Below are 22,433 nucleotides of genomic sequence, written 5' to 3'. Positions count from 1 at the left end.
GAGACGGTGCGCTGTTTGGCGGGGGACCCAGTCAGGTATGGGACAGCAATGGAAACATCAGCGTCTGCCCATCGACACTGGTGGATGTCGCGCCCCAGACGAACAGCGCATCATCGCTATCCACAACTCGGGTCGCGAAGCCATCGCCATGTAGCGGCGCAAACCCCAGCACCACCTCCCGGGTCGTTGCCGTGACCAGTTCAGCCAGCACATCGGCCAGCACCAGTTCGCGTTCGCAGAACACGTCCACCAGCACCATCCGCTCGCCATCATGTTCGATCACCACATAGGCCTCGTGCTCTGCGGAATGGAACACCGCCTCCCGGTATGGTCCATCGCAATAGAACATCGTCAGCGGCACATTCGGCACCAGGCTCAGTCGCGCCTGTGGACAACTCTTTTCCAGCGCATCGATGAAGCGTTGACGTTGTTCGCCATCATCCAGATTCACCGGGTGGAAGGTAGTGGCTCGTGGCTGCGCCGACCAGGGCTGGTAGTACTCGTGTTCGACCACTCGGCGAAAACCGAACCTGGGATAGAGATCGAGTACGGTGCTGTTGGCGAACAGGTACAGCAGGTCGCATTGGCCTGCCCAGCGCTCCACCAGCACTTCCATCAGATACCGGCTGTAGCCACGGCCTCGTGCTTCGGGCGCAGTTATCACCGTGCCGATCTGAACGCAGTGCAGATGTTGGCCACCGAGGGTGAAGTCGAGCAGGTTGGCCGAGGCGTTGGCCAGCATCTTTCCGTCGCGAACCAGTGAGCACGGCTGGTTGTCGGCTTGCCAGAAGCCGGCCTGGTACCAGGCTTCGAAGTCGAAGCCATAGGTCTGGCGGGTGAGGGCGTTTAGTTCGGCGCGTAGAAGCGGGTCGTCTCGGTAGTGTTCAACCAGTTTGTGGGTGGGCTCGCTCAGGGAAACTGTCATGGCTTTCTCTGAAATTTTGGGTGAAGTACACGATATTAGCTATTGTTCTGAACGAGCGTTGTAATTAATTGTGCTTGAGTATGCCGCGTATTCAAGCTTGCAAGGCAGGCAATGCGTAGGCAGACTGGTTGTATTATTGTTGGTTAGAGTTTCGGTTTCCTCTTTCTAAATGTTTGACTCGTTGTCTAAGTTCTGCAATTTCGTTTTGCAGATGTCTTACCTTGTTTTTCGACTTGGCAAGTGGTGTATTGAAACGCTGTTGCCCGGCGTTAATCGAGAGAAGCTCACGACCTGCATCACCCATTTCAATGCCATCAACAGTATCCTGTGATCCAGTTGCTCGGTTGGGGGCGCTGATGGTGTCAACGGTTTCATGGACCCCTAGGACTATCAGTACGCTGTTAAATATGGCGGTAACAATACTCGTTGGATATCCAGAAGCTGCCGGTGGGCTTTTCCGCTTGCCGCATCAAGAGCGGGCTTTGCAGGCGGTCTGTGGCCAGCAAGGTGTTTGTCATGGTGAGTACCATTTGTAGTGGAAAACCCGGATGATCGCGATCTGTCGTGCTCAAGCTGATGACAGCCAAACTATCAGTGCGTAAAGGCCCGTGAAACTGCTAAAAATGACAGTTGCCCGGACCACCTCCTCACTGGGTTTGGTTGAGGTAAACGCATCGAATGCGGATGGCTTTACGCCCTACGTACCTCCCGTTCAAACACCACCACCGCCGCCCGCAACTTGCGTCCACCGAACAGGCTCATGCGCTGGAACTCCTGGTAGCTGACCGGCAGGTGCTGGCAGTCCAGGGCCTGCCGGTGACGAGCGTGGTCGGTGTCGGGGTCGTGCAGGTAGACGAAGTCGTCGTCGCAGGCGGTGACCAGCACCCAATGCGGCGCCTTGCTACCGGTCAGCCGGTAGTTGCTGATCAGCACCAGCGCCAGGCCGCCTTCGGCCAGTACCCGGGGCAGGTCGGGGGCCTGCCGGGCGACCTCCACGTCGCTGTCCTGCAATTCTGCGCAGAAGTCCTCATGAACCAGGCGCATGACCTCCTTCTTGCCGGGCTGGCGCACGCCATCGAGAAACAGCGGCCCTTCGGTATTGAGCAGCAGGCGCACGCGAAAGCCCCGACGCCATGCGGCCAGCGCCAGCCCGTGGGGGCTGCAGCCGCCGTGGCCGGAGGTCATGAACACGGTGGTTGCCTCGCGCCACAGGCGCAGTTCCTCGCGGCGGCTTGGCGGGCGCTGCGATCGCAGCGCGGCCATGGCCATCAGCAGGCAGGCCGGGCCGCAGGTGAAATCGGTGGTCTGGGCGTAGTAGGGAACCGGTCGCGTCTCGCCCGCCGGGTGCTGGAGGATGCGCTTTTCGTAGCGCAGGGCGCTGGTGTGGTCCTCGTAGTAGTCGTCGACCTGGGCGAAGCGGCGGTAGCCATGGCGTTCGTACAGGGCAATGGCCTTGGGATTGTCGGTGCGTACCTCAAGACGCAGGTAGGCGCGTTCGTGCTCCAGGGCGCAGTGTTCGGCCTGTTCCAGCAAGCGGGCGCCAAGGCCATGGCCACGCGCCTGTTCGGCAATGGCGATGGAATACAGCCGGGCCAGCGAGGTGCCACGGTGGAAGAGTAACAGTGCATAACCCATCAGTTGTCCGTCGCGTTGCGCCACCAGCAGGCTGGCGTTGGCGTGGGACAGCATCCAGCGAAAGCTGCGCGGGGTCAGTCGGTCGATGGCGAAGCACTGGTTCTCCAGCGCCAGCAGGGCCGGCAGGTCGTCAACAGTTGCCAGGCGAAATTCGATGTGCATAGGGCCGCCGTAAAAGTTGCGTAATGAAACGGGACATTCGAAAAACTTCGTGCTTAATAGAAACCGTGTCTACCCAACACAGGGCTTCAATCATGTCTTCGTTTCAGGAACCTTTACCTGGCTGGCCCGGGGAAAGTTCACACTCAAGTACAGCTGGTGTTATTTATCCACTGACGCTGGATAATAAGTCAAGTCAGCTGGTGATCATCGTTGAACGGCGTGAGGACTGGGCTTCGTACCTGCCCAGCGAGGACGTCTTGACGGCCCAGGAGTACCTGGAGGAGCCACGCGAGGCCGATAACGGCAAGCGTGTCCAGGTAATAAACCTATGTCGTAATTACAAGTATCTAGGTCACGGTTATTATTGTTCGTTGTTGGCCGAGGCGCGAGGGCATAAAGTCATTCCCTCGGTCAGAAGTATCAGTGAGTTGACCCGTAAGTCGTTATACGGATTGGCCCTCGACGACATGGCGCGCAGCCTCGAGAGTGCCTTGGCCAATCACCCCTATGGAGAAACCGAAGGGTTCACCCTGACCCTGTATTTCGGCCGTACCGATCTGGAACCGCTGCAGGACATCGCCCGCCAGCTGTTCGAAAGTTTTCCGTGCCCGATCCTGCTGGTGGAGTTCCGCAAGACCAGCACCTGGCATATCGCCGGGGTCAAGGCCGGTGCGCTGCACAAGTTGCGTGAAGACCAGCAGGACCCGTTCGCCAACGCCCTCGATGGCTTCAGCCGCAGGATCTGGCGCCAGCCACGCTCGCGCCGGGTGGCGCGATACGACCTGGCGATCCTCCACGACCCTGACGAAGCGCTGCCGCCTTCCAACCCCAAGGCACTGGAACACTTCATCCGCGCCGGGCGCCAGTTGGGGGTCGATGTCGAGCTGATCGGCAAGAAGGACTACGCCCGCCTGGCCGAGTACGACGCGTTGCTGATCCGCGAGACCACCAGCGTCGACAACCACACCTACCGCTTCGCCAAGAAGGCCGAGAGCGAAGGGCTGGTGGTAATGGACGACCCGGCATCGATCCTGCGCTGCACCAACAAGGTGTACCTGACTGACCTGCTGCGCAGCCATCGCCTGGCCATGCCGGCCAGCGAGATCCTCTACCGCGACAACCCTCAGGCCCTGGAAGGCATCGGCGAGCGGTTGGGCTTTCCGCTGGTGCTGAAGATCCCCGACGGCTGTTTCTCCCGGGGCGTGATCAAGGTCAAGGACCCCGGCGAACTCCAGGCCGCCACCGCCGACCTGTTCGAGCATTCGGTACTGCTGCTTGCCCAGGAATACCTCTACACCGAGTACGACTGGCGTATCGGTGTGCTCAACCGCAAACCGATTTTTGCCTGCCAGTACTTCATGTCCAAGGGCCACTGGCAGATCTTCAACCATCAGGCCCAGCGCGACGAGGTCAACGGCGAGTGCCGCACCCTGGCCGTGCACGAGGCGCCGCGGGCGGTGGTGGAGCTGGCGGTCAAGGCCGCCAACCTGATCGGCGATGGTCTGTACGGCGTCGACCTCAAACAGGTCGGCGAGCGGGTGGTGGTAATAGAGGTCAACGACAACCCCAACCTCGACGCAGGCATCGAAGACGCCTACCTGCATGACGACCTCTACACCCTGGTGCTTGAGGAGTTCATCCGCCGCCTGGAGCAGAAGCGCCGGGGGCAAGCCTGGTAACGAGGTGCTGGCATGATCGAAAGCTATAGCCTGGCCCATGGCCAGTTGCGCAAGCGCGAAGGACTCGATTGCGAGGTGCTGCTGTTCGTAGAGCCGGACAGTGCTGAGCGAGAGCTGTTGCAGGCTTGGTTCCACCTGGATGCCCATGCCCTGGCTTCGGCACTCGACCCGGACGAGGTGTCACGCATCGAACTGCACCGCGATGGCCTGTTCCTGATCTGGAAACGCCCGGAGAGCTACACCGGGGGCGACAGCTTCGCCTTCCAGGTGTCCTCGTTCGGCATGCTGATGGTCGATGGCCACCTGGTGCTGATCGCCCCGGACGCCTCTCTGCTCGACGGCCTGGGGCAGCGCCATGCGCTGCACGAGCCGATGGATGTGCTGCTGGCCATCCTGCTGGACAACCTGCATCACTACCTGGGGCACCTGAAGGTGATCAAGATGGTCGCCCGCGAACTGCAGCAGCGCTTCGAGCAGTCGCTGGAGAACCATCACCTGATGCAGATGTTCAACCTCAGCGAGAGCCTGATCCACTACATCAACGCCATCCACAGCAATGGCGCGGTGCTCTCGCGCTTGCGCGCCCATGGCGAGAAGCGCCATTTCAACCCCGAGGTGCTGGCCCTGATCGACGATCTGGTCATCGAGAACAACCAGTGCCACAAGCAGGCCGAAATCTACTCGACGGTGTTCGCCGGCTTGATGGACGCCCGCGGCAACCTGGCCAACAACGCGATGAACGAGACCCTGCGCAAGCTCACCCTGATCAACGTGGTGTTCCTGCCACTGAACCTGATCGCCAGCATTGGCGGCATGTCCGAGTTCAGCATGATGACGGCAGGCGTGCCCTGGTGGCTGGCCTATGCCGTGCTGGTGCTGGCGATGATGTTGCTGGGCGTGCTCATGGTGCTGGCGCTCAAGCGCCTGGCCCGTTCGGGCAGACACCGCGGTCCTATGGGAGCGGGCTTGTCCCGCGATAGCGTCAGCCCAGGCAAAGAGGTTTTCCCTGTAATCGCAATCGCGGGGCAAGTCCGCTCCCACGCCATACCTGATGCATGCAACGCCATGAACGGGAGAACGCCATGAGCAATCTGCAGATCGGCCTGATGATCGTCACGGTGATCGTGGTGTTCGCGGTGGTGAACTTCTACTGGGACTACCTGCGTGACCGCGACTGACGCAAACAGGCATGTCCGGGGGCTTGACTGACGTGCACGGGCACGCGGTGTCGTGATCGAACAGTTGTCTGACGTTTTCGAGCATTTTGCTCGCGCCGCGCCCAGCTTAAAGTGAAGCCCGCATCCCCATGGTGCGTTGCCCCGGGCGCATGAGAAGGCCGTCACAGAGCGTGCGCAACGTACTCCGCCCTTAGCCGAGGAGACCGTTTCGCCTACGCCTGCCCGTCCCTTCCTTGTGTCAGTAAAAAGAGAACAAGACCAATGAACACCGTGGGAACTGATGGCAACCTTGCTCAAGGTTTCAAGCCACGTCACGTAACGATGCTGTCCATCGCTGGCATCATCGGCGCGGGACTTTTCGTCGGCTCCGGGCATGCTATCGCGGCTGCCGGGCCCGCCACCATTCTTTCCTATTTCGTGGCCGGCACCCTGGTGGTGCTGGTCATGCGCATGCTCGGCGAAATGGCCGTGGCTCACCCCGACACTGGCTCGTTCTCCACCTATGCCGACCAGGCCATCGGCCGTTGGGCCGGTTACACCATCGGCTGGCTGTACTGGTGGTTCTGGGTGCTGGTGATCCCCATCGAGGCGCTGGCCGCGGGGCATGTGCTCAACGCCTGGTTCCCCCAGGTAGACAGCTGGATCTTCGCCCTGGCCTCGGTGCTGTTGCTGGCCTGCACCAACCTGTTCAGCGTGGCCAAGTACGGCGAGTTCGAGTTCTGGTTCGCCATTCTCAAGGTCACCGCGATTCTCGGCTTCATCGGCCTGGGTTTTGCCGCACTGGCAGGCTGGTTGCCGGAGCGCGAGGTCAGCGGGTTGAGCACGCTGGTCGACGAGCATGGCGGCTTCGCCCCCAAGGGCTGGTCGGCGGTGGTGGGTGCCTTCATCACCGTGATGTTCAGTTTCATCGGCACCGAGGCGGTGACCATCGCTGCCTCCGAGTCCAGCGATCCGGCGCGCAACATCGCCAAGGCTACCCGCTCGGTGATATGGCGTATCAGTACTTTCTATATCCTGTCGATCTTCGTGATCATCTCGGTAGTGCCGTGGAACGACCCGCAGCTGGCAGTGGTGGGCTCCTACCAACGTGCGCTGGAGATCATGAACATCCCCAACGCCGCGCTGATGGTCGACTTTGTGGTGCTGGTGGCGGTGACCAGCTGCATGAACTCGTCGATCTACATTGCCTCGCGGATGATGTACTCGCTGGCCAGGCGCGGCGATGCGCCAGCGCTGCTGAAGAACACTTCACGGGTCGGTGTGCCGCGTGCGGCGGTGTTCGGCAGCACCCTGATCGGCGCGGCGATCGCCATCCTCAACTACTTCGCGCCCAAGGGCGTGTTCGAGTTCCTGCTGGCCAGCTCCGGCGCCATTGCCTTGCTGGTGTACCTGGTGATCGCCATTTCGCAGTTGCGCATGCGTGCACGGCTGGAGCGCGAAAGCGCCAGCCTCAAGTTCCGCATGTGGCTGTTTCCCTGGCTGACCTGGGCGGTGATCCTGTTCATCGGCGGCGCACTGGCCGTGATGATGTTCACCGAGGAACACCGCGCCGAGGTCACCGCCACCTTGAGCCTGGCGATCGTGATCTCGTTCCTCGGCATCATCACCACCCGGGGGCATGCGCGGGGGGCCGCAGCAGCAGGCTCTGCGGGTTGAGGTGAAACCGGGCTTGCCCGCAACGTGGCAAGCCCGAGCCTACGCGTTGCCATGACGTTTCCCGGAGGATTTGCGGGTTTTGGCAAAGCCCCGAATCTTCATTGGCGTGATATATCCGTGCCATCATTTTTTGTCTTACACTCCGGCCATCAGCTCGCAAGGGAGTGCGCAACATGCTTCGCGGTTTCCGTCTGGCTTTGACCCTGGGTCTGTTGCACCTGCCGCTGGCGCAGGCCGGCGACCCACCCGCCGACCCCTTGCTCGATACCCCCGCTGCGTCCAGCGCCCGGCAGAATCCCCGTGGTGTGCTGCGTGCCCGTGACCAGGCCGTGCTGTCCAGTGAGCTGGCCGGGCGCATCGTCGAGATGCCCTATGCCGATGGCCAGGACTTCAAGCAGGGCAGCACCCTGGCGCGCTTCGATTGCAGCGCCTACCAGGCCCAGCTCAACGCCGCCCAGGCCGCCGTGCGCGCTGCCCGCGAGGAACTCAACCACAACCGCCAACTGGCCGCGCTGAAGTCGGTCGGCCAGTTCGAGGTGTCGTTGGCCGAGGCCAAGCAGGCCCAGGCCCAGGCCGAGGCCCAGGTGTACCAGGTACAGGTCCGGCGCTGCGTGGTCAGCGCGCCGTTCGATGGCCGGGTGGTTGAGCGCCGGGCCCAGCCCCATGAAAGCGTCGCCAGTGGGTCACCGCTGCTTGAGGTGGTGGACAACCGCTCGCTGGAGATCCACCTGCTGGTGCCCTCGCGTTGGCTGGGGCAGCTCAAGCAAGGCCAGCCGTTCGAGTTCGTTCCCGATGAAACCGGCAAGCCGCTGCAGGCACAGGTCAAGCGCGTCGGCGCACGGATCGACGAGGGCAGCCAGACGTTGCTGCTGATCGGCGAACTGCCCCGTGACAGCCAGGGGCTGCTGGCCGGCATGAGCGGCACCGCCCACTTCGCCGCACAACCATGACGGCCGCCGCCACGGGTGTGGCCGAGCATGCCTTCGCGCTGTTTCTCGGCCTGCAGCGCCAGGCCCGCCAGGCGGCTGGTCCCGAGCAATTGGCCTACAACATGGTCAACGATGGCCTGGCACTGTTCGGTTTTCGCCATGCCGCCCTGCTGATCGCCGGCAAGGTTCGGGCACTGACCGGCATCAGTGTGGTCGAGGCCCATGCGCCGTTCGTGGCGTTTGTCGAACGCGCCGCTCACACGCTCCAGGCTGCCGGCGTCGCGGCCCAGGCCGGGGCCGTGGATCCGACGCTGCTGGACACCCAGGCCCAGGCAGACTGGCGCTCGTTATCCGCCGCCCACGCATTTTGGCTGCCCTTGCTCGATCGCCAGGGCAAAGCGTTCGGCGGGCTGTGGCTGGCCCGCGACCAGGCGTTCAACCCCGCCGAGCAAGCCCTGCTCAATGAGTTGGGGGAGACTTACGCCCATGCCTGGCTGGCTTTGGGCCCGGCCAAACCCTGGCGATTGCGTTGGCCACGGCGGCGCCTGCTGGCGGCCTTGGGGTTGTCATTGCTGGTGCTGCTGGTGCCGGTGCGCCAGTCGGTGCTGGCCCCGGCCGAGGTCGTGCCGCGGGCAGGGCGGGTGGTTGCCGCGCCGCTGGACGGAGTGATCGCCGAGTTCCTGGTCAAGCCCAACCAGACGGTCGCCGTCGGTGACCTGCTGGTACGCTTCGACGCCACCACCCTCAAGGCCCAGGTCGATGTCGCGGAGCGCGCCCTCGGGGTCGCCGAGGCCGAGCTCAAGGCGAGTACCCAGCGCGCCTTCAGCGATGCCGAATCCAATGCCCGCCTCGACCTGCTGGCCGCCCGCGTGGAACAGAAACGCGCCGAACTCGACTACGCCCGCCAGCTCCTCGGCCGCAGCGAAATTCGCGCCGAGCGTGCGGGAATCGCGGTGTTCGCCGACGCCGAGCGCTGGACCGGCAAGCCCGTGCAGACCGGCGAGCGCCTGATGCAACTGGCCGATCCGCAGCAGGCCGAACTGCGCCTGGAGCTGCCGGTGGGCGATGCAATCGCCTTGCAGCCTGGCGCCGAAGTGGCGTTGTTCCTCGACAGCGACCCGCTGCATCGCCATGGCGCCCGCTTGGAGCGCGCGGCCTATGAGGCACAGGCCACCGCCGCCGGGCAACTGGCCTACCGGCTGGACGCCGGTTTCGACGAGGCACCACCGCGCATCGGCTTGCGTGGTACCGCCAAGGTGTACGGCGAGCGCGCCCCGCTGGTCTATTACCTGCTGCGTCGCCCGCTGGCTGCGTTGCGTCAGGGGCTGGGGCTGTGACCCTGCCGGCGTTGCGCGCCGACCTGCAGCTGTCGCCGGCGGCGGCCGGGCATGACGGCGCGCCGCAGTGGACCCTGGCTGACCCGCTGCGCGGGCGTTACTTCAAGCTAGGTGGTGGCGCCGTGCGGCTGTTGCAGCACTGGCGCCTGGGCGACCCGCAGCGCGTGTTGGCGGCCGCCAACGCCGAGCCTGGCCTGGCAGTCGACGAGCAGGCATTGGAAGAACTGTTGCTGTTTCTCGGGCAGCACGACCTGATCGGCGCCGAAGATGCCCGCCAGCGCGAAAGCTATGCGACCAAGGCCGCCGCCACCCGGCAGAGCCTGTGGACCCGTGTGCTGCACCAGTACCTGTTCTTCAGGATTCCGCTGTGGCGCCCGGATGCCTTCCTCAACCGCGCATGGCCGGTGCTCGAACGCCATGGAGGCTGGATCTTGCGCTACGCCCTGCCGTTGGTGCTGGCGTTGGGTGTGTTCCTGGTGATCCGCGATTGGTCGCGCTTCATTGCCACGTTCCCGCACCTGTTCAGCCTCGGCGGCATCCTCGCCTTTGGCGTGGCGCTGGGGTTCGCCAAGCTCTGCCATGAGTTCGGCCACGCCTTCATGGCCAAGCGCGCCGGGTGCCGGGTGCAGAGCATGGGCTTGGCGTTCATGGTGCTGTTGCCGATGTTCTACACCGATGTCAGCGATGCCTGGCGCGTCAGCGACCGCCGTGCGCGGTTGCTGATCGATGCCGGTGGGGTCTTCGCCGAGCTGCTGCTGGCGGTGCTGGCGCTGCTGGCCTGGTCGCTGCTGCCTGACGGCCCGGCGCGCACGGCAGCGTTCATGCTGGCCAGCGCCACCTGGATCACCACCTTGCTGGTCAATCTCAACCCCTTCATGCGTTTTGATGGCTACTTCCTGATCAGTGACTTGTGGCGGGTCGAGAACCTGCAGAACCGCGCCTTTGCCCTGTGTCGCTGGCGATTGCGCGAGGCGCTGTTCGGCTATGGCGAGCCGGCCCCGGAAGCCTGGTCGCCGACCATGCGCCGCCGTTTGCTGGTGTGGGGCTATGGCGCCTGGCTGTGGCGCGCGGTGTTGTTCTTCGGTATCGCCCTGGCGGTGTATCACCTGTTCTTCAAGGTGCTGGGCATCTTCCTGATGCTGGTGGAGCTGGCCTGGTTCATCGGTTTGCCGGTGTACAAGGAGTTGCGGCAATGGTGGCTGCACCGTGGCCAGGCGGCGCCGGGCAAGACGCTGCGGGTGGCGGGCGGGCTGGGTTTGCTGCTGGCCGTGCTGGTGCTGCCCTGGCGTGGCGCGGTGGACGTGCCGGCGATGCTCGAGGCATCCCGCGTCAGCGCCCTGCATGCACCGGTGGCGGCACGGGTGAAAAGCTTGCCGGTGGTCGAAGGGCAAGAGGTTCGCCAGGGCGAGCTGCTGGTGGAACTGGAGTCGCCCGACCTGACGTCGCGCCAGTCCATCGTGCGCCGCGAGATCGACATCCTGCAGCTGCTGTTGCGCCGCCAGGCCGGGCGCAGCGAGACGGCGGCGGACGCCGGCGTGCTCGAGCAGCAACTGGCCGAAGCCGTGGCCGAGTACCGCGGCCTGGCCGCCCAGCGTGAGCGCCTGCAACTGCGCGCGCCCCGCGACGGAGTGCTGCGCGACCTGCCGACCGGCCTGGCGCCGGGGCAATGGGTCAGCCCGGCACTGACCTTGGGGCGAGTGGTCGAGCCGGGGCTACGTTTGCGCGGCTACCTGGCTGAGGCCGACCTGTGGCGGGTGGCGGCTGGCAGCGAAGGGCGCTTTATCGCCGATGACCCGGCGCGCCCGGCATTGCCGGTGCGTGTGGAGCAGGTGGATGCCACTGGCGTGGCTGTGCTGGAGCTCGAAGCGCTGGCCTCCGACCGCCATGGCCCGGTAGCGGTGCGGCGGGATGGCCAGCAGCGTGCGGAACCGGTGCAGGCCCAGTACGGCGTGCGCCTGAGCCCGCTGGGCGAAGTGCCCGATGTGGCGCAGCCGTTGCGTGGGGTGGTGGTGCTGGAGGGCGCGCGCGAGTCGTTGCTGGGGGCCGCCTGGCGACGTTTGGCGGCGTTGGGGGTTCGTGAGAGTGGGTTTTAGGCGGCCTTTCCCGCCAGGCTCCCGTCGTAATTACGCGATCCATCGCCAGGAACACCGTTCAAGACAATGCCAACGCAAGGAGCCCGCATGACCGAGACCGCTCTGCCACTGTGTTCCCGCCTCACCTTGACCAGCAACCTGCCCGCGTTGCTGCAGGCCCTGACACGCTTGGACAGCGAAGCCTGGCAGGCGCATTTCAACCGGGGCTACCACGAAGGCGACTGGAGCGGTGTGGCGCTGGTCACCGCCGAGGACGCGCCATTGCCGCTGGCCCCAGGTACAGGCGCGCCGATAAACCTGGCCTGGTGGCAAGGCGAGCCGGCCTGGCAGCAAGCCCTTGCGCCCTTTCAGGCATCGCTGCGCGCCGCCCGGCTGTTACGCCTGGGGGCGGGGGCGAGGATTCACGAGCACCGTGACCCTGACCTCGGGCGCCCAGGCGGCTGCCTGCGATTGCACATACCGCTGCTGAGCCCTCCGGGCGTGGAGTTTCTTGTGGATGGCCTGCAAGTGCCGATGCGCCCAGGCGAGTGCTGGTTCATCGACCTGTCGCGCCCCCACCGGGTCAACAACCCCGGGCCCGGTGAGCGCATCCACCTGGTACTCGACTGCGCGGCCGACCCTTGGCTACTGGCGCTGATCGATGAAGGCCTGGCGCAGACGCCGGCACTGCAGCCCGGGAGGGCTGGGCAGGCATTCGAACGGTTTCGCCAGCAGGTGAGTGAGGCGCCGGCATTGGCCGCGCAACTACAGGCGGTGGAGGATCCCCGGGCCTTCGTGGTCGAGGCGGTGCGCCTTGGTGCCGAGCTAGGGCTGGCGTTTTCCGAGGCAGAGGTCCTGGGTGCCATGCGCCGGGGCAAGCAGGCATGGAGCGATCAATGGCGAGTGTGAATACCCCGATGGATTTTCACGGCTGGTTGCCCATCCGCCTCTGGCAAGGCGACGCCGGATGGCGGGTGGACTGGTGCTGGTTCGGCGAGAGGCGCCTGGCCCGGCCGTTTTTCCGCGACGACGTCGACCAGGCACTGCGCTTGCCCTTCAACCAGGCCATGCGCCGCGACACCGATGTCCAGGCTTTGCTCGACTGGCAACTGCACAGCCCCGGCCTGGCGCCCTCGGTGCTGGTGTTCCATGCCTCGCGCTGTGGCTCGACGCTGATCGCCCAATTGCTCGCCAGTCAGGCCCGCAACATCGTGCTGTCGGAGCCGCCGCCGTTGGACAACCTGTTGCGTGCCGCGCGCCAGGACCCGGCCGCCGCCGCCTGGCAGGCCGATGCATTGCGGGCGCTGTGCTCGGCCTACGGTCAGCGTCGTCGGGGCGACGAGCGCCACCTGTTGATCAAGCTCGACGCCTGGAGCATCTTCGACGCGCCACTGCTGACGGCGCTGTATCCCCAGGTGCCACGGGTATTCCTCTACCGTGACCCGCTGGAGATCGTGGTTTCCCAATTGCGCCAGCCGGGCATGCACCGGGTACCGGGCCTGCTTGGTGCCTCTGGGCTCGACAGTGTGCTGGCCGAGGCCCAGGGCATGGGCGCGGTGCAATACACCTGCCGGATGATTGGCGAAATCCTTGCGGCTGGCCTAGCGTTGTGCGAACGCGAAGGTGCCATCGCGGTGAACTACAGCGAGTTGCCCGATGCTGTCTGGGGGCGCCTGGGGCCACTGTTCGGCATCCTGCCAGGCGAAGTAGCGGATTTGCAGGCGGTCGCGGCCTTCGATGCCAAGCAGCCGGCCCTGAACTTCAGCGCCGATGGCAAGCGCAAGCGTGACGAAGCCAGCGACGAGGTGCGCGCGGCGATCGCCCGTTGGGCCCTGCAGCCTTACAACGCTTTGGAATCCATACGGTTGCGAAATGCCTAGAAACCGGCGTCAAAATACCTCGAACGGGTGTTTGAGAAAATAGTTGCAAAGACCACGCTAGAGTAGTGGCTATATGCCTTGTTCTTCGGCTACGCTGCGAATGATCGTGTAGGACAATTCACTTGGATGTGCGCCCCTCACCATGGGGTAACCTTACGCAGGGAAGCCAGACCCGATGTCCATCCCCGAGGTGAACCTCCGTCCCATGGTGGACGCCGACCGGGCGTTCCTGCGCGAGCTCTATGGCACCACGCGTGCCGCCGAAATGGCCCTGCTGCCGTGGCCGCAGGCCGCTATCGATGCCTTCCTCGACCAGCAGTTCCAGGCCCAGCACGACTACTACCAGGCCCAGTTCGCCGACGCCGGCTTCTTTGTCATCGAAACGGCGGGCGAGCGCATCGGCCGTGCCTGCCTGCAGTGGACCGACAGCCACGTGCAATTCATCGACATGGCCCTGCTGCCCGCCTGGCGCGGCCGTGGCATCGGCAGCCGGCTGCTCGGCCAGTGGCTGGCACGTGCCGATGAACGGGGGCTCAGCGCCGGCCTGCATGTGACCGCCCACAACCCGGCCTTGCGGCTCTATCAGCGCTGTGGGTTCCGGGTGGTCGGCGAGAACGGCTTGTCGCTGAAAATGAGCCGGCCAGCGTCCATTGCCGCGATTGATGCGACCGGTGAGCCCCGATATCCAAGGGGGCCGGAGCTCCAGACGATTTCCCACGCCGATCGGCAGCTCTGAGCGTGCCTGTCACGAACGTGATTACCTGCGGGCCTTGAGGCCCGTCCTTGCCGCGTTGTCAAAGGAGTGCAGTAAATGAGTGAGCCATTCATCGGTCAGATCACATTGTTCGCGGGAAACTTCGCGCCACGGGGCTGGATGTTTTGCCAAGGGCAGCTGCTAAGCATCGCCCAGAACACCGCGTTGTTCTCGATTCTGGGTACGACCTACGGTGGCAATGGCCAGACTACATTCGCCTTGCCTGACCTGCGTGGTCGCGCACCTGTCCAGCAGGGGCAGGGGCCAGGCTTGCCGAGTGTCGTGCTGGGCGAGGCAGCCGGCACGCCGACTACCACGCTGACATCGCTGAACATGGCGTCGCAGGCCGTGAACATCCCCGCGCAGACCGTATCGGTTGCCATCCCTGCCGCAGAAGGTGACGCCGACCTGCCTGCACCCTCGACCACTGGCGTGCTGGCCAAGCCAAAGGATTCGTCCGGTTCGGGGGTGTCGATCGACATCTACGCCTCTACCGCCAGCAATACCACCCTCAAACCCTTCAACCTCACCATCCCTGCCACGACAGGGGTGACCGCGGCAGGCAACCAGCCGTTCTCGAACCAGAGCCCTTACCTGGGCATCAACTTCATCATCGCGACCGAAGGGATCTTCCCCTCACGCAACTGAAACCGGTTGGCTAGGCAGGCAGGACTGCGGGGCGCGCATCGGCGCCCCGTCGTCCGTTCAGGATTACCAGACAAGGACAGGCCGTTCTCATCTGCAGGAACGGCAGGCACAAACAGCTCCAGGGCTGAGCGAGGGCACCATGGCATTCTGGAAACGCGGTAAAAACACCCACACACCCAACGTTTCCGCAAGCCGGCCCAGCCTTATCCAGGCCCTGGAACCGCGCATGATGTTCGACGCCTCGGTGGGCGTGGTCGCCGATCAGGGGGCTCAGGCGGTCGAAGCCGCCGTAGCCGCCACCGGAGGCAAGGACACCAGCGCCGCCAGTGATGCGGCCAGTACCCGCGATAACACCGCCCACGAACCGGCCCATCAGGCGGCACCGGCCACCGCGCCGATCTCCCAGGCTCCGGGCAATCATGAAGTGGTATTCGTCGACTCTGCGGTAAGTGATTACCAGAAACTCATCGCCGGCCTGCCTGCCGGGGTCGAGGTGGTGGTGCTGGACAACGGCAAGGATGGCTTCAAGCAGATCGCCGACTATCTCAATGGCCGTAGCGACGTGACTTCAGTCGATATCATCAGCCACGGCGACAGTGGCTATGTGTACCTGGCCGGCAATGCCATCTGGGCCAACCAACTGGCCAGCCATGGAACCGACCTGGCGCGCATCGGCGCCAGCCTGGCCCCGGGCGGCGATATCCGCTTCTTTGCTTGCAACACCGGCGCTGGCAGCGATGGCCAGATGTTCGTCAACGAGGTGGCGCGGCTCAGCGGTGCCGACGTGGGCGCCTCGGCCGACTCGACTGGCAACCGCGCTGGCGAGGACTGGGAACTGGAGACCGTTTCCGGCGCGGTGGCCACTGGCGTGGGGGTGCAGCGCGGCGACCTGTCGGCATTCAATACCTCGCTGGCGACCATCACCGTCACCAGCAGCAATGCGTCACTCATCGCCAACGATGGCCAGGTATCCCTGGCCGAAGCCATCCAGGCCGCGAACACCGACACTTCGGTAGATGGCTCCGCCGCGGGCAGCGGCAACGACATCATCGTGTTCCACCAGAACCTGAAAGGCGGGACCATTCGCTGGTCGTCGGCCACGGCGCTGGCGGTGACCAGCAACATCACCATCAACGGTGATGTCGACGGCGACGGCAAGGGCGACATCATCCTCAGTGGCGACGTCAACAGCAACAACATCCGCGATGCTGGCGAGGCCTCGGGCCTGCAAAGCAACGGTGGCGGTGTGCTGACGGTGCGCAACCTGGACATGCGGCATTTCTCCGGCAACATCACCGGTGGGGCCATCCGCGCCAATGGCGGTTCGATCACCGTCGAGGATTCCAACTTCCAGGACAACGCCGGCACCGTGATCAACTCGGCGACCACCCTAGGCTCCACGGTGGTGGTACGCAACACCACGATCCATGACAACAATGCGAGCATCATCGGCGCCACCGGCATGTCGTCGCTGGTACGCCTGGGCGGCGCCAACAACCACGTCCTGGAAAACGTGGCGATCTACAACAACAGTGGGACCTACGCCGCCACTGCCACGGTCGCTGGCGCCTCGGTCATCGTGCTGAGCAATACCGGTGGCTCGGTCAGCATCGTCAACAGCACCATCGCCAACAACACCTACCTCAACACCAGCAGTGGCACCATCAACTCCGCCGGCCTGGGGTGGGCCACTGGCGGCGCCGGCACGGTGACGGTGCTCAACAGCATCATCAGTGGCAACACGGTCAACGGCGCTGCCCTTGATGCCGCCACCAACAGCGGCAGTGGCGGTGGCTACACCAGCACCACCAACCTGATCGGCACCCCGGTCAACTTCGTCAATGCCGCCGGCGGCGATTACCGCCTGGCCAGCACTGCCAGCAACGCCATCGACCAGGGCACCCAGGCGGGCGCGCCGGCCACCGACCTGCGCGGCTTCGACCGGCCCCGTGGCGGCGGTATCGACATCGGTGCCTACGAGGTGCTGTACTCGGCGCCGCCGCTGGTCGACCTGGACACCAGCACCGGTGGTAACGACAGCACCGTCAATTTTGCCGGCTCCCCGGTGGTGATCGTGCCGAACATCAACATCAGCCAATCCGACGGCGATACCCAGGTCAGTGGTGCCACCCTGACCTTGGGCGGCGTGCTCGATGGCGGCAGCGAGACCCTGTCGCTCAGCGCCGGGCAGATCGCCACGGCGGCCAGTTACGGCATCACCATCAGCGGCTCGGGCAGCGCGGTGCTGTCGCTCAGCGGTGTGGCCACCCTGGCCCAGTATCGTGCGGTGCTTGCCACAGTGACCTATGGCAACGCCGCAGGGGCCTACACCAGCGGCACCCGTAGCGTGACCGTCAGTATCAATGACGACATGGGCAGTACTACCCGCACCGCTTCGGTGGTGGTCCAGCCACTCAATGCTGCGCCGGTGATCGGCAACCTCAACGGCGACAGCCAGACCTTCACCCAAGGCAGTGGCGCCGTGCTGCTCGACAGCGGCAGCAACGCCACGGTCACCGACAGCGACTCGGCCGACTTTGCCGGGGGTAACCTGACCGTGGCGGTCAGCGCCAACGGCGTCGCCAGCGAAGATGTGCTGGGCATCCGCCACCAGGGCAATGGCGCCGGGCAGATCGGCGTCAGCGGCAGCACGGTGAGCTACGGCGGAGTGGCCATCGGCACCTATACCGGCGGCACGGGCGGCGCCAACCTGGTGCTGACGTTCAACGGCAATGCCACGGCCGCAGCAGTCCAGGCGGTGGTGCGCAACCTCACCTACGACAACAGCAATGCCGCCAACAGCATCGGCCAGGCCACCCGCACCCTGTCGGTCACCGTCAACGATGGCGATGGCGCCACCTCCAGCGCGGCTTCGGTCACGGTGGCCATTCACGAGACGGTTCCGCCCACCGCCACCATCACCCTCAGCGACACGGCCCTGAAAGTGGGCGAGACCGCGACGGTGACCATCACCTTCAGCGAGGTGGTGAGCGGTTTCTCCAATGCCGACCTGACGGTGGCCAACGGCACCCTGAGCGCGGTGTCCAGCAGCGATGGCGGCAAGACCTGGACCGCCACCTTCACCCCGACCAACAGCATCACCAACGCCAGCAACGTCATCACCCTGAACAACGCCGGTGTCACCGACCTGGCCGGCAACGCTGGCGTAGGCACCACCAATTCGGCCAACTACAGCATCGACACACAGCGCCCGACGGCGACCATCGTGGTGGCCGACAGCAACCTGAGCATCGGTGAGACGTCCCAGGTGACCATCACGTTCAGCGAGGCCGTGACCGGCTTCACCAATGCCGACCTGACGGTGGCCAACGGCACCTTGAGCACGGTGTCCAGCAGCGATGGCGGGATCACCTGGACCGCGACGTTCACCCCGACCAACGCCATCACCGACGCGACCAACCTCATCAATCTGGACAACACCGGGGTGAGCGATGCCGCTGGCAACGCCGGCAGCGGCACCACCAACTCGAACAACTACGCCATCGACACCCAGCGCCCGACGGCGACCATCGTGGTGGCCAGCCCCACCCTGGCCATCGGCCAGACGTCGCTGGTGACGTTCACCTTCAGCGAGGCCGTGACCGGCTTCACCAATGCCGACCTGACGGTGGCCAACGGCACCCTGAGCGCCGTCTCCAGCAGCGACGGCGGGATCACCTGGACCGCGACGTTCACCCCGAACAGCACCATCACCGACGCGACCAATGTCATCACCCTGGACAACACCGGGGTGAGCGATGGCGCTGGCAACGCCGGCAGCGGCACCACCAACTCGAACAACTACGCCATCGACACCGTGCGCCCGACCGCGACCATCGTGGTGGCCAACCCCACCCTGGTCATCGGCCAGACGTCGCTGGTGACGTTCACCTTCAGCGAGGCCGTGAGCGGTTTCAGCAATGCCGACGTGACGGTGGCCAACGGCAACTTGAGCGCGGTGTCCAGCAGCGACGGCGGGATCACCTGGACGGCCACCTTCACCCCGTCAAGCAACATCACCGACACCACCAACCTCATCACCCTGGACAACAGCGGGGTGGCCGATCTGGCCGGCAACGCCGGTAGCGGCACGACCGACTCGAACAACTACGCCGTCGACACCCAGCGCCCGACGGCCACCATCGTGGTCGCCGACAACAATCTCACCGTCGGCGAGACCACCACGGTGACCATTACCTTCAGCGAGGCTGTAACCGGCTTCACCCTCGCCGATCTGACGGTGGCGAACGGCAACTTGAGTGGGCTTTCCAGCAGTGATGGCGGCATCACCTGGACGGCGACGTTCACCCCTTCGGTAAACGTGCAGGACGCCACCAACGTGATTGCCCTGAGCAACAGCGGGGTGGCCGACCTGGCTGGCAACGCCGGCAGCGGTACCACCAACTCCAACAACTACGGCGTCAGCACCCTGCAACCCACGGCCACCGTGGTGGTAAGCGATGCGGCGCTGCGCATCGGTGAAACCTCACTGGTAACCATCACGTTCAGCGAGGCAGTGAGCGGATTCACCAACGCGGACCTGACCGTGGCCAACGGCACCCTGAGCGCGGTCTCCAGCGCCGACGGCGGCATCACCTGGACGGCCACCTTCACCCCGACCGGCAACATCACCGACAGCACCAACCTGATCACCCTCGACAACAGCGGCGTGGTCGGCCAGAGCAGCGGCAATGCCGGTACCGGCAGCACCGACTCGAACAACTATGCCATCGACACCCAGCGCCCGACGGCGACCATCGTGGTGGCCGACAGCAACCTGGCCATCGGCGAGACGTCGCTGGTGACCATCACCTTCAGCGAGGCGGTGAGCGGATTCACCAATGCGGACCTGACCGTGGCCAACGGCACCCTGAGCGGGCTGAGCAGCAGCGATGGCGGTATCACCTGGACCGCGACCCTGACGCCGAGCGCCGGCATCACCGACACCTCCAACGTGATCACCCTGGATAACAGCGGGGTGACGGACACCGCCGGCAACGCCGGTTCCGGCACCACCGACTCGAACAACTACGCCGTTGACAGCCAGCGGCCAACCGCCACCATCGTCATGGCCGACAGCGATCTGCGTGTCGGTGAAACCTCGTTGGTGACCATCACGTTCAGCGAGGCGGTAGCGGGCTTCACCAACGCTGACCTGAACTTGCCCAATGGCACCCTGGGCACGCTGTCCAGCGTCGACGGCGGTATCACCTGGACCGCCATCTTCACGCCGAGCAACGGCGTGCAGGACGCCACTAACCTGATCGTACTGAACAACACGGGCTACACCGACCTGGCCGGCAACAGCGGAACCGGCACCACTTCATCGGCCAACTACACGGTCAACACCGTCGTCCCCACCGCCACCGTCGTGGTTGCCGATACGGCCCTGCGCGCGGGCGAGTCGAGCCTGGTGACCATCACTTTCAGCGAGGCGGTGAGCGGCTTCACCCTGGCCGACCTGACAGTGGCCAATGGCACCTTGAGCGGGTTGAGCAGCAGCGATGGCGGCATCACCTGGACCGCGACCCTGACACCTGGCAACGGGGTCGAGGACACCAGCAACCTGATCACCCTGGACAACAGCGGCGTGGTCGCGGCGTCTTCGGGCAACGCCGGCGTGGGCAGTACCGATTCCAACAACTACGCCATCGACACCCGCGTTCCCAGCGTGACCAGCGTCGGTGGCCCGGCGGGGGTGTCCTACAACGCCGGCGACTCGCTGGTATTCGTGGTCAACGCCAGTGAAGCGGTCCAGGTCACGGGGGCGCCGCGCCTGGCCCTGGACATCGGCGGGCACACGGTGTTTGCCGAACTGGTGGCGGGCGCCGGCACCTCGACCCTGGTGTTCCAGTACATCGTCCAGGCCGGTGACAACGACGCTGACGGCATCACCGTGACCGGCCTTGCCGCCAATGGTGCGACCCTTGTCGACGCCGCGGGCAATGCCATGGACCTGACCCTCAATGGCGTGGCTGACACCCACCAGGTGTTGGTCGATACCCAGGCGCCGAGCGCGGTCGGCATCGTCACCCTCGACCCGTCGCCGAGCAACGCCCAGAGCGTGCGCTTCACCGTGACCTTCAACGAGCAGGTCAATGGCGTCGATCTCAGCGATTTCAGCCTGGTTGGCACCGGCTCGGCCAGCGGCACGCTCAGCGGCCTGCAAGCGCTGGGCGGTGGAGTCTATGTCATCACCGTCAGTGGTGTGCACGGCACAGGCACCCTGGGCCTGAACCTCAATGGCAGCGCCACGGGTATCACCGATGTGGCCGGCAACGCCTTGGTCGGTGGCCTGACCGGCGCCACGTACAACATTGACCGCGACGCCCCCACGGTGGGCAGTGTCGGCGTGCCGGTCGGCGTCCCCTATAACACGGGCGATGTGCTCACCTTCGTGGTCAACACCAGCGAGGCGGTGATGGTCGACGGCGTGCCGCGGCTTGCCCTGGATGTCGGCGGGCGCACGGTTTACGCCGATTTCGTGGCCGGCTCAGGCACGCCGACGCTGGTGTTCCAGTACCAGATCCAGGCCGGCGACAACGATGCCGATGGCATCCAGGTGCTTGGCCTGTCGGCCAATGGCGCGAGCCTGCACGATGCGGCCGGCAATCAACTGACACCGGCGCTGAACAATATTGGCGACAGCCACGGGGTCATTGTCGACAGCACGCCACCCGGCGTGGTCTCGATCGTGGCGAATCCGTCGCCGACGCCGGGCAGCCAGTCCTTCACCGTTACCTTCAGCGAAGACGTCAGCGGGGTCGACCTGGGCGACTTCGAACTGCTGGCCAGTGGCAACGCCAGTGGCACGCTGCAGTCGCTGGTACGCCTCGACGGCCATACCTGGCAGGTCAATGTCGCAGGCGTGGCGGGCAGTGGTGGCCTGGCCCTTGGGCTCAAGGCCAGTGGCACCGGCATTCGCGATGGCGCAGGCAACGACGTGGTCGGCGGCTTCGCCGGGCAAAGCGTGACATTGCAGTCTACCGACGGTGATCCGGAATTCCGCGCATACCCACCGGCGCGCCCGGGCCAGGCCAGCCCAGGCACGCCGGTGGTGATCGCACCGTTGCCGGTAACGGCGCCGTTCCAGTCGCCGCTGCTGCCACAGCCGCTGTTCGAGGTGCCGACAACGGGCGGCGGGCTGCCGACCTTGGGCAATCTGTTCATCCAGAACGGTGCGCTGGCGCCGAGCTACCTGGCCCAGGTGTTCGCCGGCCAGCACGCTGACAGCGGTATCGGCAATGGTTCGGGGGCCGGTTTCCTCGGCTTTGGTGGTGGTGACGCCAACGTGTTCGGGGCCAGCAGCCTGGCCAACATCTTCGACAAGACGCTGCCGGATGACGGTGGCCAGTATGAACTGAGCGGTGGCAAGCCATTCCGCCAGGGGGCAGAGGCAGGGGCGGGCAAGGGCCTGACCGGGGCGCCGACCCTCGGGCAGCAGTTGCAGGCCTTCCAGGAGGGGGAGCAACGCCAGGCCAGGCAACTGGCGCAGGCGTTGGGGCAGGTCGAGGTACCCGTGCCGCAGGCCTGAGCCGGCGCACGCGAGCAATCCAATTAGAAGAAAAGCAGTGCCGT

Annotated in this window: 13 protein-coding genes; 11 read left to right on the top strand and 2 right to left on the bottom strand. The window is 64.9% G+C overall.

Annotated elements, in window-relative coordinates:
• Positions 1-31: 31 nt before the first annotated feature.
• Entirely contained in the window at positions 32-925 is an 894-nt protein-coding gene (locus tag KHO27_RS18815) for a GNAT family N-acetyltransferase (RefSeq protein WP_110703137.1), read from the bottom strand.
• 690 nt (positions 926-1,615) lie between these two features.
• A complete protein-coding gene (locus KHO27_RS18810; protein WP_110703134.1) occupies positions 1,616-2,722 on the bottom strand; it encodes a peptidase C39 family protein in 1,107 nt (368 codons plus the stop codon).
• Positions 2,723-2,814: 92 nt separating this feature from the next.
• On the opposite strand from KHO27_RS18810, the gene KHO27_RS18805 reads away from it, so the two are divergent.
• The 11 genes from KHO27_RS18805 (at position 2,815) to KHO27_RS18755 (ending at position 22,389) form a co-directional block, all read left to right on the top strand.
• Positions 2,815-4,401, top strand: coding sequence for a RimK family ATP-grasp domain-containing protein (locus KHO27_RS18805; protein ID WP_250888383.1), 1,587 nt, complete (start codon positions 2,815-2,817; stop codon positions 4,399-4,401).
• 12 nt (positions 4,402-4,413) lie between these two features.
• Positions 4,414-5,487 (top strand): magnesium transporter CorA family protein, encoded by a 1,074-nt coding sequence (locus tag KHO27_RS18800; RefSeq protein WP_250888382.1) that lies wholly within the window; start codon positions 4,414-4,416, stop codon positions 5,485-5,487.
• A 353-nt stretch (positions 5,488-5,840) separates the two neighbouring features.
• On the top strand, positions 5,841-7,235 hold the full coding sequence (gabP, locus tag KHO27_RS18795; protein ID WP_110703131.1) for a GABA permease: 1,395 nt from the start codon (positions 5,841-5,843) through the stop codon (positions 7,233-7,235).
• A 173-nt stretch (positions 7,236-7,408) separates the two neighbouring features.
• Positions 7,409-8,185 (top strand): efflux RND transporter periplasmic adaptor subunit, encoded by a 777-nt coding sequence (locus KHO27_RS18790; RefSeq protein ID WP_214500625.1) that lies wholly within the window; start codon positions 7,409-7,411, stop codon positions 8,183-8,185.
• On the top strand, positions 8,182-9,501 hold the full coding sequence (locus KHO27_RS18785; protein WP_214500624.1) for an efflux RND transporter periplasmic adaptor subunit: 1,320 nt from the start codon (positions 8,182-8,184) through the stop codon (positions 9,499-9,501). The genes KHO27_RS18790 and KHO27_RS18785 overlap by 4 nt, the downstream gene beginning before the upstream one ends.
• The gene (locus tag KHO27_RS18780) at positions 9,498-11,594 is read left to right on the top strand and encodes a site-2 protease family protein (protein ID WP_110703125.1); all 2,097 of its coding nucleotides are present in this window, start codon (positions 9,498-9,500) and stop codon (positions 11,592-11,594) included. The genes KHO27_RS18785 and KHO27_RS18780 overlap by 4 nt, the downstream gene beginning before the upstream one ends.
• An 87-nt stretch (positions 11,595-11,681) precedes the next feature.
• Positions 11,682-12,482 (top strand): aspartyl/asparaginyl beta-hydroxylase domain-containing protein, encoded by an 801-nt coding sequence (locus KHO27_RS18775; protein ID WP_110703122.1) that lies wholly within the window; start codon positions 11,682-11,684, stop codon positions 12,480-12,482.
• Positions 12,470-13,453 (top strand): sulfotransferase family protein, encoded by a 984-nt coding sequence (locus tag KHO27_RS18770; protein WP_214500623.1) that lies wholly within the window; start codon positions 12,470-12,472, stop codon positions 13,451-13,453. Before KHO27_RS18775 ends, KHO27_RS18770 begins: the two co-directional genes overlap by 13 nt.
• Positions 13,454-13,628: 175 nt before the next feature.
• Positions 13,629-14,189 (top strand): GNAT family N-acetyltransferase, encoded by a 561-nt coding sequence (locus tag KHO27_RS18765; protein ID WP_110703116.1) that lies wholly within the window; start codon positions 13,629-13,631, stop codon positions 14,187-14,189.
• A gap of 75 nt (positions 14,190-14,264) precedes the next feature.
• Positions 14,265-14,855, top strand: coding sequence for a phage tail protein (locus KHO27_RS18760; RefSeq protein ID WP_102684140.1), 591 nt, complete (start codon positions 14,265-14,267; stop codon positions 14,853-14,855).
• 139 nt (positions 14,856-14,994) lie between these two features.
• Positions 14,995-22,389, top strand: a complete 7,395-nt coding sequence (locus KHO27_RS18755; RefSeq protein WP_214500622.1) for an Ig-like domain-containing protein — start codon at positions 14,995-14,997, stop codon at positions 22,387-22,389.
• Positions 22,390-22,433: the final 44 nt, after the last annotated feature.

The sequence above is a fragment of the Pseudomonas sp. RC3H12 genome (assembly GCF_018596375.1).
Taxonomy (GTDB): domain Bacteria; phylum Pseudomonadota; class Gammaproteobacteria; order Pseudomonadales; family Pseudomonadaceae; genus Aquipseudomonas.
This window is presented reverse-complemented; position numbering and strand designations above follow the sequence as displayed.

Excerpts from the sequence above, each read along its gene's own strand:
- KHO27_RS18815 (WP_110703137.1), bottom strand. The coding sequence starts at position 925 with ATGACAGTTTCCCTGAGCGAGCCCACCCACAAACTGGTTGAACACTAC.
- KHO27_RS18810 (WP_110703134.1), bottom strand. The coding sequence starts at position 2,722 with ATGCACATCGAATTTCGCCTGGCAACTGTTGACGACCTGCCGGCCCTG.
- KHO27_RS18805 (WP_250888383.1), top strand. The coding sequence starts at position 2,815 with ATGTCTTCGTTTCAGGAACCTTTACCTGGCTGGCCCGGGGAAAGTTCA.
- KHO27_RS18800 (WP_250888382.1), top strand. The coding sequence starts at position 4,414 with ATGATCGAAAGCTATAGCCTGGCCCATGGCCAGTTGCGCAAGCGCGAA.
- gabP (WP_110703131.1), top strand. The coding sequence starts at position 5,841 with ATGAACACCGTGGGAACTGATGGCAACCTTGCTCAAGGTTTCAAGCCA.
- KHO27_RS18790 (WP_214500625.1), top strand. The coding sequence starts at position 7,409 with ATGCTTCGCGGTTTCCGTCTGGCTTTGACCCTGGGTCTGTTGCACCTG.
- KHO27_RS18785 (WP_214500624.1), top strand. The coding sequence starts at position 8,182 with ATGACGGCCGCCGCCACGGGTGTGGCCGAGCATGCCTTCGCGCTGTTT.
- KHO27_RS18775 (WP_110703122.1), top strand. The coding sequence starts at position 11,682 with ATGACCGAGACCGCTCTGCCACTGTGTTCCCGCCTCACCTTGACCAGC.
- KHO27_RS18770 (WP_214500623.1), top strand. The coding sequence starts at position 12,470 with ATGGCGAGTGTGAATACCCCGATGGATTTTCACGGCTGGTTGCCCATC.
- KHO27_RS18765 (WP_110703116.1), top strand. The coding sequence starts at position 13,629 with ATGTCCATCCCCGAGGTGAACCTCCGTCCCATGGTGGACGCCGACCGG.
- KHO27_RS18760 (WP_102684140.1), top strand. The coding sequence starts at position 14,265 with ATGAGTGAGCCATTCATCGGTCAGATCACATTGTTCGCGGGAAACTTC.
- KHO27_RS18755 (WP_214500622.1), top strand. The coding sequence starts at position 14,995 with ATGGCATTCTGGAAACGCGGTAAAAACACCCACACACCCAACGTTTCC.